The following is a 13,013-nucleotide window of genomic DNA, read 5'->3' as shown; positions in this document are numbered from 1 at the left end:
GGGGCGTCCCGGCAGGGGGCCGATGGGGGCGATTAGCACGTTCGGGTGAAGGCGCGGGGTGCCGGCCCTAGGGCAGAGCAATCCCGGGGGTGGGTCATTCCTTGGCGGCGGTCGGCACCTCGGTGCCGGAGACCGTGACGTCCTGGTCCGGCACCGCCTGTCCCGAGCGGATGAGATCGATGCGGCCCATCACCTTGGAGCGCAGGTCGGCCGGCACGTCGTCCTGACCGCAGCAGCGCTTCACCAGCTTCTTCACGGCCTGCTCCAGGCCGTACTTCTCCAGGCAGGGGGAGCACTCGACGAAATGCTCCTCGAACTTCGTGCAGTCACTGTCGGGCATCTCCCGGTCCAGAAACTCGTAGAGGTGATCGAGGACCTCTGCGCACTCCGTCTCGTGCGGCTCTCCGCAGCTCATGAGCCCGAGCCTTTCCGATCGTCCGACTCACCGGCGCCGGCGGGGACGAGCCCGCGGTCACGGGCGTAGTCCTCCAGCATGCCGCGCAGTTGACGGCGGCCCCGGTGCAGTCGGGACATCACCGTACCGATGGGAGTCCCCATGATGTCCGCGATCTCCTTGTAGGCAAAGCCCTCGACATCGGCGAGATAGACCGCGATGCGGAACTCCTCCGGGATCGCCTGCAGCGCCGACTTCACGTCCGAGTCGGGCAGGTGGTCGAGGGCCTGCGACTCGGCGGAGCGCAGCCCGGTCGACATGTGCGACTCGGCGCGGGCCAGCTGCCAGTCCTCGATCTCCTCGGCGGCGCTGCGCTGGGGTTCGCGCTGCTTCTTGCGGTACGAGTTGATGAAGGTGTTCGTGAGGATGCGGTACATCCACGCCTTGAGGTTGGTGCCCTCACGGAACTGGTGGAAGGAGCCGTACGCCTTGGCATACGTCTCCTGGACCAGGTCCTCGGCATCCGCGGGATTGCGCGTCATGCGCAGGGCGGCCGAGTACATCTGGTCGAGGAAACCGAGGGCGTCGCGCTCGAAACGCGCGTTGCGCTCGGCCGTCGTCTCCTTCGGGCGGCCGTCGTCGGTCCCTGTGTCGGTCCCTGTGACCGGACCCACCTCCTCCAACGCTGGGGCGGAGCCGAAACCGGACCCGCTCGAATCGGAGAATAGTCGACCTTGGTCCGGCGCGGGCTGTCGATCCGAGCCGCCGAGTGACCGCTCCGGGGTGGTCTTGGCCGCGTGAAGGACCGTCCACTCCAGGTCAGCGGTGTTCGAGCGACGCGGGCAGATGGTCGAACCCATGCGACGGACTCCCTCTCCACTTACGACGTTGGCTTACCGATGTCCCTCACAACAGCGGCCCCCCGCCGGGCATTCCCGGGTGTGCGAGGTGCGCGTGCCCAGGGTCCCGAACGGCCCCCGGTCCGGGGCGGTTCCGCCGATGTCACGCCAGATCCACGAGCCACCCGGTGACCGACGCGGTGAGGATCTCCATCGCCCGCTCCTCGGTCAGCCCGGACTTCTTCGGTACGGCGAAGCCGTGGTCGCCGTACGGCACCTCGGTGATCCGGTAGTCGCCGGGCGGGAATTCGGCGGGCTTCCCGAACGGGTCGTTGCCGCCCTGGACGACGAGCGCGTCCACCCCGCAGCCCAGCAGCTCGTCGGCGCGGGTCTTCTCGGGGCGGCCCGGCGGGTGCAGCGGGAAGCTGAGCGCGAGGACCGCCCGGGCGCCGAGCAGCGCGGCGGTGCGGCAGGCCACCCGGGCCCCGGCGCTGCGTCCGCCGGCGACGACGGGGAGCCCAAGGGCGGTGAGGGCCGGCCAGAGCCCGCGCCAGCCGGTGTCCAGCGTCTTCGGGGCGGGCGCGAGCTTCTTGCCGGCCACCCGCCAGGGCTGCTCCACGAGGGCGACGCTCACGCCGTGCGCGGGCAGGGCGGCCCCGAGGGCCTTGAGGTCGCGGGCCTCGATGCCGCCGCCGGCGCCGTGGCCGAGGGCAACCAGGAGGCGCGGGGCGGGGGAGTCCAGCCAGGTGATGCGGGCGGTGCCGGTCTCGGTCTCGACCGTCTCGGTGCGGGGTGTCACGGCGTCGGTGTTCACGGCCCCATCCAACCAACAGGCGGTGTGCCGTACGGGGATGGCGCGTGGGCCTGCGCGCTCGGCTCAGAAGAGGGTGCTCACCTCGGGCTCGGCGAGCTCGTCCTTCAGCTCGGGGCCGTTGTTGCGGACGTTGCTGACGGCGGTCGCGACCGGGTAGGCGCGCATCAGGCCGGGCGGCGGCGGTGCGAGCAGGGCGCGCAGCTCCTCCGGGTCGGTGCGGGAGGGGTCCAGCCAGTCGTCCCAGCGGTCCGGGGTGAGCATCAGCGGCATCCGGGGGTGGATGTCGGCGAGCGAGGCCGGTCCTTCGGCGGGGGCGACGGCGAGCGGGGTGGTCTCCGCCTCGGTGGTGATCACGGAGCAGGTGACCCACCAGGCCTGCGGGTGGTCGTCGGGCAGGGTCCGGTCGCGCCAGAACTCGTACAGACCGGCCATGGCGAAGACCGAGCCGTCGGCGGGCGTCACGAAGTAGGGCTGCTTGCGGGGGCGCTTGCGGCGGCCCTTCTCCTCCAGCTGCCGCTCCTCGGCGCCGGTCACCCACTCGTAATAGCCGTCGGCGGGCAGGATGCAGCGCCGGGAGACGAAGGGGCGGCGGAAGGACGGCTTCTCGTGGACGGTCTCGGCCCGGGCGTTGATCATCCGGGCGGCGCCCTCGGGGTTCTTGGCCCAGGACGGGACGAGGCCCCATTTCAGTGCGCGCAGCTGGCGAACCGGGCGCTGGTCGTCCGCGTCTTTCACAGGACGCTCCAGTACGGCGTAGACCTCCTTGGTCGGCGCCACGTTGTAATCGGCCTCCAGCGTCTCGGCCGGTTCCCACTTCTCCACCTGGAAGAGTCCGGTCAGGTCCTCGGGCCGCCGACTCGCTGCATACCGTCCGCACATAAGTGCCAGACTGCCACGACCGCCGTCCCGAACGGACCCCACTCCCGTAAGGAGCCGCCCGCCCCATGGACAGCACCGACCTCGGCAACCTGTGGGACCGGGTCACCGGCACCCAGCCGGCCCCCGAGCAGTGGCTGGTGGTGGTGACCGCGACGGCGGCGCTGATCGCGGTCGTCCCCAACCTCCTGTGGCGGCTGTCCCGGAACACGATCACCATCGCCCACGAGGGCGGCCACGGGCTGGTCGCCCTGCTCACCGGCCGGCAGCTCTCGGGCATCCGGCTCCACTCGGACACCAGCGGGCTGACCGTGAGCCGGGGCAAGCCGACCGGCATCGGCATGGTCCTGACCGCCGCGGCGGGCTACACCGCGCCCTCGCTGCTCGGACTCGGCGGCGCCTGGCTGCTGGTGGACGGCCGGATCACCCTGCTGCTGTGGGTGGCCACGGCCCTGCTCGCGGTGATGCTGGTGATGATCCGCAATGTGTACGGGGCGCTGACGGTGATCCTCACCGGTTCCCTCTTCCTGCTGGTGTCCTGGCTGGCCTCGCCGGCCTGGCAGTCGCTGTTCGCGTACAGCGTGGTCTGGTTCCTGCTGCTGGGCGGCGTACGTCCGGTGTTCGAGCTCCAGTCGAAGCGGCGGCACGGCGGGGCTCCGGACTCGGACGCGGACCAGCTGTCCCGCCTGACCGATGTCCCGGCGGTGCTGTGGCTGTTCCTCTTCCACGCGGTCTCGCTGTGCTCCCTGATCGGCGGCGGGCGCTGGCTGCTGGAGCTCTGACCGGGCTCACCCCGGGCCAAACCTCTAAAGTGAGCGCATGACCGAAAGCGCCGTGCACCCCGCCCTCTGGCCCGCCCCCTCCGCTAGCGGGGCCGTCGACGCGACCGTCACCGTGCCCGGTTCCAAGTCGGTCACCAACCGCGCGCTGGTGCTCGCCGCGCTCTCCTCGGAGCCGGGCTGGCTGCGCCGCCCGCTGCGCTCCCGCGACACCCTGCTGATGGCGGACGCGCTGCGCGCGATGGGCGTACGCATCGAGGAGACGGTGTCCTCCAGCTCCGCGGCGACGGGCGCGGCCGCCGGTCCGGAGTCCTCGGGCGAGGCGTGGCGGGTCATCCCGGCCCCCCTGCACGGCCCGGTCACCGTCGACGTCGGCAACGCCGGTACGGTCATGCGCTTCCTCCCCCCGGTGGCCACGCTCGCCGACGGCCCCGTCCGCTTCGACGGCGACCCCCGGTCGTACGAGCGCCCGCTGACCGGGGTGATCGACGCGCTGCGGGTCCTGGGCGCCCGGATCGACGACGACTCCCGGGGTTCGCTGCCGATGACCGTGCACGGCGGCGGAGCGCTGGACGGCGGCCCGGTCGCGATCGACGCCTCCTCGTCCTCCCAGTTCGTCTCGGCGCTGCTGCTGTCCGCGCCGCGCTTCAACCAGGGCGTGGAGGTCCGGCACACCGGCGACCGGCTCCCCTCGATGCCGCACATCCGGATGACCGTCGACATGCTCCGGGCCGTCGGCGCGCAGGTGGACGAGCCGGAGACCGGCGGCGAGCCGAACGTGTGGCGGGTCTCCCCCTCCGCGCTCCTCGGCCGCGACCTGACCATCGAGCCGGACCTGTCCAACGCCCAGCCGTTCCTGGCGGCGGCGCTGGTCACCGGCGGCCGGGTGACGATCCCGGACTGGCCGCTGCGCACCACGCAGCCCGGTGACGCGCTGCGCGAGATCTTCACCGCGATGGGCGGCAGCTGCGAGCTGACCGAGCACGGCCTGACCTTCACGGGCTCGGGCCGCGTCCACGGCATCGAGGTGGACCTCGGCGAGGTCGGCGAACTGACCCCGGGCATCGCCGCCGTAGCGGCCCTGGCCGACTCCCCCTCCACGCTGAGCGGCGTCGCCCATCTGCGGCTGCACGAGACGGACCGGCTCGCCGCGCTCACCAAGGAGATCAACGAGCTCGGCGGCGACGTCACCGAGACGGCGGACGGCCTGCACATCCGCCCGCGACCGCTGCACGGCGGTATTTTCCATACGTACGACGACCACCGGATGGCCACCGCGGGGTCGATCATCGGCCTTGCCGTCCCCGGAGTGGAGATCGAGAACGTGGCGACGACCGCCAAGACCCTGCCCGACTTCCCGCAGATGTGGACCGGAATGCTCGGGGCCTGAGACATGCGCCGCTACGGCAAGAACCCCGACGAGGACGACATCCGCGTCCGCCCCAACCGCAAGGGCAACCGTCCGCGCACCCACATCCGGCCCAAGCACGAGGACGCCGAGGACGGCATGGTCCTCACCGTGGACCGGGGCCGCCTCACCGTCCTCGTCGGCGACCGCACGATCGTCGCGATGAAGGCCCGCGAACTGGGCCGCAAGGCCGCGGTGGTGGGCGACACCGTCTCGCTCGTCGGCGACCTGTCCGGCGACAAGGACACCCTCGCCCGGATCGTCCGCATCGGCGAGCGCCGCTCGGTGCTGCGCCGCACGGCGGACGACGACGACCCGTTCGAGCGGGTGGTCGTGGCCAACGCGGACCAGCTGGCGATCGTCACCGCACTGGCCGATCCGGAACCCCGTCCGCGCATGATCGACCGGTGCCTGGTCGCCGCGTACGACGGCGGGCTCTCCCCGCTCCTGGTGCTGACCAAGTCCGACCTGGCGTCCCCGGACAAGCTGCTGGGCGCGTACACCCCGCTGGGTGTGCCGTTCGTCGTGACCAGCCGCGAGGAGCTGGAGAACGGGGACGCGGCGGACCGGGTCCGCGAGCAGCTCGACGGCCGGGTGACCGCGTTCGTCGGGCACTCGGGCGTCGGCAAGACCACGCTGGTCAACGCGTTGGTCCCGAAGGAGAAGCGGCGTACCACCGGGGTCGTCAACGCGGTCACCGGACGGGGCCGGCACACCACCACCTCGGCCCTGGCGCTGCCGCTGCCGGGCTACCGGGGCTGGGTGATCGACACCCCCGGGGTGCGCTCGTTCGGGCTGAACCACATCGACCCTTCGCGCGTCATCAACGCCTTCCCGGACCTCCAGCCGGGTACCGAGGAGTGCCCGCGCGGCTGCACCCACGACAGCCACGAACCGGAATGCGCGCTGGACGCCTGGGTGGCGGCGGGGCACGCGGACCCGGCGCGCCTCGACTCGCTGCGCCGGCTGCTGTCCACCCGCAACCGACGCGAGGACGACTGATCTCCGGCCGGGCCGGGCACGTTTGCGATCACTCGCTTCCGGTAAGTGCATAATCACGCCCAGCGGCACCGGCTCCCGCCGGGCGGTCACCGATGCGGAGGGTGCGGACGATGGCGTGGCTGCTGGTCGTGGTCGCGGGACTTCTGGAGACCGGTTTCGCGGTCTGCCTGAAGCTGTCGCACGGCTTCTCCCGGCTGTGGCCGACCGTCGCGTTCTGCATCTTCGCGCTCGGCAGCTTCGGCCTGCTGACCCTCTCGCTGAAGAAGCTCGACGTGGGGCCCGCGTACGCCGTGTGGACCGGCATCGGCGCGGCGGGGACGGCCATCTACGGCATGGTGTTCCTCGGTGACATCGTCTCCACGCTCAAGCTGGTGTCGATCTCGCTGGTGATCCTCGGCGTGATCGGTCTCCAGCTCTCCGGCTCCGCGCAGTAACCGCCCGTCGGGCCCGTGTGGCCCGGGTCTCCGACGGGTCGATACTGTGACGGCATGCCCGATTACCACGATGATCTGCGCCTGGCCCATGTACTGGCGGACGCCGCCGACGCGGTGACGATGGAGCGGTTCAAGGCTCTGGACCTCAAGGTCGAGACCAAGCCGGACATGACGCCGGTGAGCGAGGCCGACAAGGCCGCCGAGGAGCTGATCCGGGGTCACCTCCAGCGGGCACGCCCGCGCGACGCGGTCCTGGGCGAGGAATACGGGATCGAGGGCTCGGGGCCGCGGCGCTGGGTGATCGACCCGATCGACGGCACCAAGAACTACGTGCGGGGCGTGCCGGTCTGGGCGACGCTGATCTCACTGATGGAGGCCGGCGAGGGTGGCTTCCATCCGGTCATGGGCGTCGTCTCGGCGCCCGCGCTGAACCGGCGCTGGTGGGCGGCGAAGGGCGCGGGCGCGTACACCGGCCGCAGCCTGACCTCGGCGACCCGGCTCCGGGTCTCCGAGGTGGAGCGGATCGCGGACTCCTCGTTCGCGTACTCCTCGCTGACCGGCTGGGAGGAGCAGGGCCGGCTCGACGGTTTCCTGGACCTGACCCGGGCCTGCTGGCGCACCCGGGGTTACGGGGACTTCTGGCCGTACATGATGGTCGCCGAGGGGTCCGTGGACATCTGCGCGGAGCCGGAGCTCTCGCTGTGGGACATGGCGGCGAACGCGATCATCGTCCAGGAGGCGGGCGGCAGGTTCACCAGTCTGGACGGTGTGGACGGGCCGGGCGGCGGGAACGCGGCGGCGTCGAACGGCACACTCCACCGCGAGCTGCTGGGGTATCTGAACCAGCGTTACTGAGTGCGCTCCGCCGGTCGGGCGGCGTAACAGCATTCGAGGGGCGTGCGGCGGGTCCGCGCGCCCCTCGAGTGATCTCCGCGACCCCTTGTCGGGGTGCCGCATCGGTGCAACTCTGAGACCTCCCCCACTTGTGAACTTGTGAATCGGCTCACGCGGCCGCTTCACCGAGGAGGTGGCTCTCTTCATGCTCGTCCGTGACGCCATGAGCACGGTGGTCCTGACCATCGGCCCCGACCACACCCTGCGCCAGGCCGCCCGGCTGATGTCGGCCCGCCGGATCGGAGCGGCCGTCGTCCACGACCCGGACACCTGCGGGCTCGGCATCCTCACCGAGCGCGACATCCTCAACGCCGTCGGATCGGGCCAGGACCCCGACACCGAGACCGCCTCCGCCCACACCACCACCGACGTGGTCTTCGCCGCGCCCGCCTGGACGCTCGAAGAGGCCGCGGCGGTCATGACGCACGGCGGCTTCCGCCATCTGATCGTGCTCGACGACGACGGCCCGGTCGGCGTCGTCTCGGTGCGCGACATCATCCGCTGCTGGTCCCCGGCCCGCCGCCGCCCGGCCGGACTGGTCGGCTGACCGCCCCCGCGCACACGACCGGCCCGGCCCCCGGGTGCGGGGCCGGGCCGGTACGGGGCAGGCCCCCCGAGGGGACTCAGGCGCGCAGCGCCTGCACGGCCGCCTCCAGCCGCTTGCCGAAGTCCTCGTCGGCACGGCGGAAGTTACCGATCGCGCGCTCGGCGATGTCCTCGCGCGCGACCTTGGCGATGAACCCGGAGAGGTTGTCGACCAGCCGGGCCTTCTCGTCCTCGGTCAGGAGCCGGTAGAGGTTCCCGGCCTGCACGAAGTCGTCGTCCTCGGCGTGCAGCGGGGTCTCGTGGCTGCCCGTGGCGCCCGCGACGGGCACGGCGCCCCACAGCGGCCGGCCGGTCTCGGCGGGACCGCCGAAGCTGTTCGGCTCGTAGTTCTTCGCACCCTTGTGGCGGCCGTCGTACAGGTAGCCGTCCCGGCTGTTGGTCCGCGCCTCGGTGGCGTGCGGGCGGTTCACAGGCAGGTGGTCGGCGTTGATGCCGACGCGGTAGCGGTGTGCGTCGCCGTACGCGAAGAGACGGCCCTGGAGCATCTTGTCCGGGGACGGGCCGATGCCGGGCACGAAGTGCGCCGGGCTGAAGATCGACTGCTCGACCTCGGCGAAGATGTTCTCCGGGTTGCGGTTGAGCTCCAGCTTGCCGATCTCGGTCAGCGGGTAGTCCGCGTGCGGCCACACCTTGGTGAGGTCGAACGGGTTGAAGCGGTACGTCGCCGCCTCGGCCGCCGGCATGATCTGCACCTGCACCGTCCAGGACGGGAAGTCGCCGCGCTCGATGGACTCGCGCAGGTCCCGCTGGTGGCTGTCCGGGTCCACACCGGAGAGGCGGACGGCCTCATCGGTGGTGAGGTTCTTGATGCCCTGGTCGGTCTTGAAGTGGTACTTGACCCAGAAGACCTCGCCGGCCTCGTTCTGCCACTGGTAGGTGTGCGAGCCGAAGCCGTCCATGTGACGGTACGAGGCGGGGATGCCGCGGTCGCCGAAGAGCCACGTCACCTGGTGGGTGGACTCGGGCGACAGGCTCCAGAAGTCCCAGACGTTGTCCGCCTCCTGGGAGCCGGTGTACGGGTCGCGCTTCTGGGTGTGGATGAAGTCGGGGAACTTGATGGCGTCCCGGATGAAGAACACGGGGGTGTTGTTGCCGACGAGGTCGTAGTTGCCGTCCTCGGTGTAGAACTTCAGCGCGAAGCCGCGCGGGTCCCGTACGGCGTCGGCCGCGCCGAGGTTGCCCGCGACGGTGGAGAAGCGCAGGAACGTCTCGGTCTGCTTGCCGACCTCGGAGAGGAACCTCGCCCGCGTCCACTGCGACACGTCGCGGGTCAGCGTGAACGTCCCGTACGCGCCGGCGCCACGGGCGTGCACCACGCGCTCCGGAATGCGCTCGCGGTTGAAGTGCGCCAGCTTCTCCATCAGCAGCTGGTCCTGCACCAGGACCGGGCCGCCGACGCCGGCGGTCTCGCTGTTCTGGTTGTCGGCGACCGGTGCGCCGGCCTCCGTGGTGAGGGGTCCCTGCGTCACGTGCGCCTCCTTCGTCGTTTCCGCACGTCATGCCTTCATGCCGTGCACGGCGCCCGTCCTTCCTGTCCTCCGGCCGGTCGCCGTAAGCGATCCTACATTGGACAAAGTCCAAGTCAAATAGACATCCAAAGTCGCACCTATTCAAGACCTGGCTCGTGCGCTGCTAGAATGGGGCCCATGAGTGACCTGCTGGAACGACTTCGAGGACGCGGCTGGCGCATGACCGCGCAGCGGCGCGTCGTGGCCGAGGTCCTCGACGGGGACCATGTGCACCTGACCGCCGACGAGGTCCACGCCCGGGCGGTGGCCAAGCTGCCCGAGATCTCCCGCGCCACGGTCTACAACACGCTGGGCGAGATGGTGAGCCTCGGCGAGGTCATCGAGGTCTCCACCGACCGCCGCGCCAAGCGCTACGATCCCAACGCGCACCGCGCCCACCACCACCTGGTGTGCGCCCGGTGCGGCGCCATCCGCGACGTGCACCCGTCGGGCGACCCACTGGCGGACCTGCCGGCCGGCGAGCGCTTCGGCTTCACGATCTCCGGCGTCGACCTGACCTACCGGGGCATCTGCCCGGACTGCGCCGCGACGGCCTGACCGCCGAACCCGGAACCGCCCCCTCGGGGCGGTTTTCGCGTGCGCATACGACTGAGGGCCGGATCTTTGAAAAGATCCGGCCCTCAGTCTTCAGTAGCGGGGACAGGATTTGAACCTGCGACCTCTGGGTTATGAGCCCAGCGAGCTACCGAGCTGCTCCACCCCGCGTCGTTGTGTTCACAACCTTACGGGACGGCTTGGACCAGCGCAAATTCGTTTGGGGTGGGGTGGGGAGGGGGCGGCGTGGGGGGGCGCCGCGAGGCGGCTGCCGGGTGGCCCGGCGTGGGGCGTGGGCGTGCGGGGCGGCCGGCGAGGGCCCCCGGCGTACGCCGCAAGGCGCGGCCCCCGGGCGCGGCCCGGCCGGCGCGGGGCGCCGGGGCGCGCGGGGCTCCTGGCGCGGATCCGTGCGGCGCGCGCCACGAGACGCGTTCCCGGGGCGCGGCCCGGCCGGCCCGGCCGGCGCGAGGCCCCGGACGCGCGGGGCGGCCGGCGAGGGCCCCCGGCGTACGCCGCAAGGCGCGGCTCGGCCGACGCGGGGCGGCCGGCGCGGGGCGGCCGGCGCGGGGCGCGGGGCGGCCGGCGCGGGGCGCGGGGGCGCGCGGGGCTCCTGGCGCGGATCCGTGCGGCGCGCGCCACGAGACGCGTTCCCGGGGCGCGGCCCGGCCGGCGCGGCCCGGCGCGAGGCCCCGGACGCGCGGGGCGGCCGGCGAGGGCCCCCGGCGTACGCCGCAAGGCGCGGCTCGGCCGACGCGGGGCGGCCGGCGCGGGGCGGCCGGCGCGGGGCGGCCGGCGCGGGGCGGCCGGCGCGGGGCGCGGGGCGGCCGGCGCGGGGCGCGGTGGGATGGGTGGCGGCCCCGGCCGCCCACCGCGTTCTACGCCGTCAGCTCCTGGTGCAGCGCCTCGCGCAGCCGCGCCGCGCGCTCCGCGACCTCCGCGGGCCCCAGCTCGACCGCTCGCGCGCACCAGCGCTGCCCCTCGGTCAGCTCACCTCGGCGCGCGGCGAGCAGGGCGAGCCGCAGCGCCGCCCGCCCGTGCCCGTCGGCCGCGGCGCGGGTCCACCACAGGGCGGCCTCGCGCTCACTGCCCTCGCGGGCGAGGAGCAGGCCGAGGTTGAACGCCCCGTTGCGGCTGCCGGACTCGGCCGCCTCCCGGTACCAGCGGCCGGCGCTCTCCACGTCCCCGCGCGAGGCGGCGAGCATGCCGACGCGGACCTGCGCGCGGCGGTGTCCCTGCTCGGCGGCCCGCTCGTACCACTCCTCGCACTCGGTCTTCTCCGGCAGGGGCTCGCCCAGGGCGGGCGGTCCGGGCGGCGGCTGCCGGGCGTCGAGCAGCCCGGCCAGCCGGAAGGCCGCCTCCGCGCTGCCGCCGCCCGCCGCGCAGCGCAGATGCCGCTCGGCCTCCTGCTCCTCGCCGTGGTGGAGGAGCGCCATGCCGACCTGGAGCGCTGCCTCGGTGTGCCCGGCCGCCGCGGCACGCTCGTACCAGAGCAGGGCGGTGCGGTCCTCGTCGCGCCCGGCGTAGAGGATGCCGAGGTTGAAGGCGGCGTCGACGCTGCCCGCCTCGGCCGCCTTGGAGAACCAGGGCTCGGCGCCGGCCGGATCACCGGCCTGGAGGAGCAGGACGGCGAGCGCGTTGGCGGCCTCACGGTGGCCCGCGTAGGCGGCGCGGCGGTACCACTGCTCGGCCTGGGCGGTGCGGTCCTGGGCGGCGCAGAGCAGCCCGAGGTTGTACGCGCCGTTGACGTCGCCCGCGTCCATCGCCGCCCGGTACCAGCGCTCGGCGGTCTGCTGCTCGCCCCGGGCCGCGTGCAGCGCGCCGAGGGCGTTCGCGGCGTTCCCGTCGCCGTCCTGGGCGGCGCGCAGCCACCACACCGCGGCGCTTTCCCGGTCGCCCGCGTCGCGCAGCAGGAAGCCGAGCGCGCAGGCGGCCCGGGCCTCGCCGGCCTTGGCGGAGATGAGGTACCAGCGACCGGCCTCCTTGAGCTCGCCGCGCTGTTCGAGGATGGCGCCGAGGTGCAGGGCGGCGCGCCGGTGTCCGCGCGCGGCGGCCTGCCGGTACCACTGCTCGGCCTCGCCCACGCGGGAGGGCTCGGGGCCGGCGACCGGCCCATCGCCCTCGGCGGTGCGGCGGGGCGCGGCCGGCTCCGCGCCGGTGCGGGGGCCCAGGCCGGGGCGGCCGAACACCTCGTGCGCGGCGTCGGCGGCGTTGCGCTCCAGGAGGCGCGCCAGCCGGTAGGCCGCCTCGCGGTGGCCCTGCTCAGCGGCGGCGCGCAGCCAGCGCTCGGCGCCGACGTCGCTGCGGTGCTCCAGGAGGTCGGCGAGGGCGTACGCGCCCAGCGCGTGGCCCTGCTCCGCGGACTGGCGCAGCCAGTACTCCGCGGCGGGCTCGTCCCCCCGCTCGCGGAAGTGGCGGCCCAGGGCGTGCGCGGCGGCGGCGGAGCCGGCCACGGCGGCGGTGCGCCACCAGCCGGCCGCCTCGTCGGGGTAGCCGCGCTGGTGAAGCAGGACACCCAGGTTGTTGGCAGCGGCCCGGTCGCCGTCGGCGGTGGCGCCCCGCAGATAGGGCTCGGCGCCGGCGAGGTCACCCCGGCGCAGGAGCAGCGCGCCGAGCACGCTCATCGACGCCGTGTCCCCGGCGTCGGCGGCACGGCGGTGGCGCGCCTCGCTCTCGGCGCCGTCCGCGCTCGCCTCGGTCTCCGCCCCCTCGGCGTTCTCCACACCGTCGGCGGTCTCGAAGGTCTGCGCGGTCTCGGCGGTCGCGGCACTCTCCGCGGTCTCAAAGGGCTCGGCGGTCTGGGAAGTCTCGGCGGTCTGGGAAGCCTCGGCGCTCTCAATGGTGCCGTTGTACTGCGCGGCGGCAGCGCCAAACACCACATCCGCCATCTTTTCCGCCGGATGGACG

13 protein-coding genes and 1 tRNA gene are annotated in these 13,013 nt (G+C 73.1%); 7 read left to right on the top strand and 7 right to left on the bottom strand.

Annotated features, from left to right (window positions below):
• Nucleotides 1–94: 94 nt before the first annotated feature.
• The 4 genes from rsrA to OG242_RS22110 all read right to left on the bottom strand — a co-directional run bounded on the left by rsrA (nt 95) and on the right by OG242_RS22110 (nt 2,926).
• Nucleotides 95–415: a mycothiol system anti-sigma-R factor gene (gene rsrA, locus OG242_RS22125; protein WP_405899807.1), complete on the bottom strand. Its 321-nt coding sequence runs from the start codon at nt 413–415 to the stop codon at nt 95–97.
• On the bottom strand, nt 412–1,068 hold the full coding sequence (locus OG242_RS22120) for a sigma-70 family RNA polymerase sigma factor (protein ID WP_405899806.1): 657 nt from the start codon (nt 1,066–1,068) through the stop codon (nt 412–414). The genes rsrA and OG242_RS22120 overlap by 4 nt, the downstream gene beginning before the upstream one ends.
• A gap of 328 nt (nt 1,069–1,396) precedes the next feature.
• Complete coding sequence (locus OG242_RS22115) at nt 1,397–2,047, bottom strand: alpha/beta family hydrolase (protein WP_405899805.1); 651 nt, start codon at nt 2,045–2,047, stop codon at nt 1,397–1,399.
• Between the two features lie 63 nt (nt 2,048–2,110).
• A complete protein-coding gene (locus OG242_RS22110; protein WP_405899804.1) occupies nt 2,111–2,926 on the bottom strand; it encodes an SOS response-associated peptidase in 816 nt (271 codons plus the stop codon).
• A gap of 65 nt (nt 2,927–2,991) precedes the next feature.
• Between OG242_RS22110 and OG242_RS22105 the strand changes: the two genes are divergently transcribed.
• The 6 genes from OG242_RS22105 to OG242_RS22080 all read left to right on the top strand — a co-directional run bounded on the left by OG242_RS22105 (nt 2,992) and on the right by OG242_RS22080 (nt 7,987).
• The gene (locus OG242_RS22105; protein ID WP_405899803.1) at nt 2,992–3,705 is read left to right on the top strand and encodes a M50 family metallopeptidase; all 714 of its coding nucleotides are present in this window, start codon (nt 2,992–2,994) and stop codon (nt 3,703–3,705) included.
• Nucleotides 3,706–3,742: 37 nt separating this feature from the next.
• Nucleotides 3,743–5,092, top strand: coding sequence for a 3-phosphoshikimate 1-carboxyvinyltransferase (gene aroA, locus OG242_RS22100; RefSeq protein ID WP_405899802.1), 1,350 nt, complete (start codon nt 3,743–3,745; stop codon nt 5,090–5,092).
• Nucleotides 5,093–5,095: 3 nt separating this feature from the next.
• Nucleotides 5,096–6,112: a ribosome small subunit-dependent GTPase A gene (gene rsgA / locus OG242_RS22095; protein ID WP_405899801.1), complete on the top strand. Its 1,017-nt coding sequence runs from the start codon at nt 5,096–5,098 to the stop codon at nt 6,110–6,112.
• A 110-nt stretch (nt 6,113–6,222) separates the two neighbouring features.
• Nucleotides 6,223–6,546: a DMT family transporter gene (locus tag OG242_RS22090; protein WP_405899800.1), complete on the top strand. Its 324-nt coding sequence runs from the start codon at nt 6,223–6,225 to the stop codon at nt 6,544–6,546.
• Nucleotides 6,547–6,600: 54 nt separating this feature from the next.
• Nucleotides 6,601–7,401, top strand: a complete 801-nt coding sequence (hisN, locus tag OG242_RS22085) for a histidinol-phosphatase (RefSeq protein WP_405899799.1) — start codon at nt 6,601–6,603, stop codon at nt 7,399–7,401.
• Between the two features lie 184 nt (nt 7,402–7,585).
• Entirely contained in the window at nt 7,586–7,987 is a 402-nt protein-coding gene (locus OG242_RS22080; RefSeq protein ID WP_405899798.1) for a cyclic nucleotide-binding/CBS domain-containing protein, read from the top strand.
• Between the two features lie 76 nt (nt 7,988–8,063).
• Here the strand turns inward: OG242_RS22080 and OG242_RS22075 are convergent, their stop codons facing one another.
• On the bottom strand, nt 8,064–9,515 hold the full coding sequence (locus OG242_RS22075; protein ID WP_405899797.1) for a catalase: 1,452 nt from the start codon (nt 9,513–9,515) through the stop codon (nt 8,064–8,066).
• Between the two features lie 177 nt (nt 9,516–9,692).
• Here OG242_RS22075 and OG242_RS22070 point away from each other — a divergent pair, with 177 nt between their 5' ends.
• Entirely contained in the window at nt 9,693–10,112 is a 420-nt protein-coding gene (locus OG242_RS22070) for a Fur family transcriptional regulator (RefSeq protein ID WP_405899796.1), read from the top strand.
• A 94-nt stretch (nt 10,113–10,206) separates the two neighbouring features.
• Here the strand turns inward: OG242_RS22070 and OG242_RS22065 are convergent.
• Together OG242_RS22065 and OG242_RS22060 are read right to left on the bottom strand one after the other, a co-directional pair.
• Nucleotides 10,207–10,280: transfer RNA gene (locus tag OG242_RS22065), tRNA-Met, on the bottom strand.
• Nucleotides 10,281–10,984: 704 nt separating this feature from the next.
• Nucleotides 10,985–12,994: a sel1 repeat family protein gene (locus tag OG242_RS22060; RefSeq protein WP_405899795.1), complete on the bottom strand. Its 2,010-nt coding sequence runs from the start codon at nt 12,992–12,994 to the stop codon at nt 10,985–10,987.
• Nucleotides 12,995–13,013: the final 19 nt, after the last annotated feature.

The organism is Streptomyces sp. NBC_00727 (assembly GCF_045161745.1).
In the GTDB taxonomy this organism is placed as follows: domain Bacteria; phylum Actinomycetota; class Actinomycetes; order Streptomycetales; family Streptomycetaceae; genus Streptomyces.
Note: the sequence above shows the minus strand (reverse complement) of the source record. Positions and strands in the feature narration are given on the sequence as shown.

Bases quoted from the DNA above. Each gene is read 5' to 3' on its own strand.
- rsrA (WP_405899807.1), bottom strand. From the start codon at position 415: ATGAGCTGCGGAGAGCCGCACGAGACGGAGTGCGCAGAGGTCCTCGAT.
- OG242_RS22110 (WP_405899804.1), bottom strand. From the start codon at position 2,926: ATGTGCGGACGGTATGCAGCGAGTCGGCGGCCCGAGGACCTGACCGGA.
- OG242_RS22105 (WP_405899803.1), top strand. From the start codon at position 2,992: ATGGACAGCACCGACCTCGGCAACCTGTGGGACCGGGTCACCGGCACC.
- aroA (WP_405899802.1), top strand. From the start codon at position 3,743: ATGACCGAAAGCGCCGTGCACCCCGCCCTCTGGCCCGCCCCCTCCGCT.
- rsgA (WP_405899801.1), top strand. From the start codon at position 5,096: ATGCGCCGCTACGGCAAGAACCCCGACGAGGACGACATCCGCGTCCGC.
- OG242_RS22090 (WP_405899800.1), top strand. From the start codon at position 6,223: ATGGCGTGGCTGCTGGTCGTGGTCGCGGGACTTCTGGAGACCGGTTTC.
- hisN (WP_405899799.1), top strand. From the start codon at position 6,601: ATGCCCGATTACCACGATGATCTGCGCCTGGCCCATGTACTGGCGGAC.
- OG242_RS22080 (WP_405899798.1), top strand. From the start codon at position 7,586: ATGCTCGTCCGTGACGCCATGAGCACGGTGGTCCTGACCATCGGCCCC.
- OG242_RS22070 (WP_405899796.1), top strand. From the start codon at position 9,693: ATGAGTGACCTGCTGGAACGACTTCGAGGACGCGGCTGGCGCATGACC.
- OG242_RS22060 (WP_405899795.1), bottom strand. From the start codon at position 12,994: ATGGCGGATGTGGTGTTTGGCGCTGCCGCCGCGCAGTACAACGGCACC.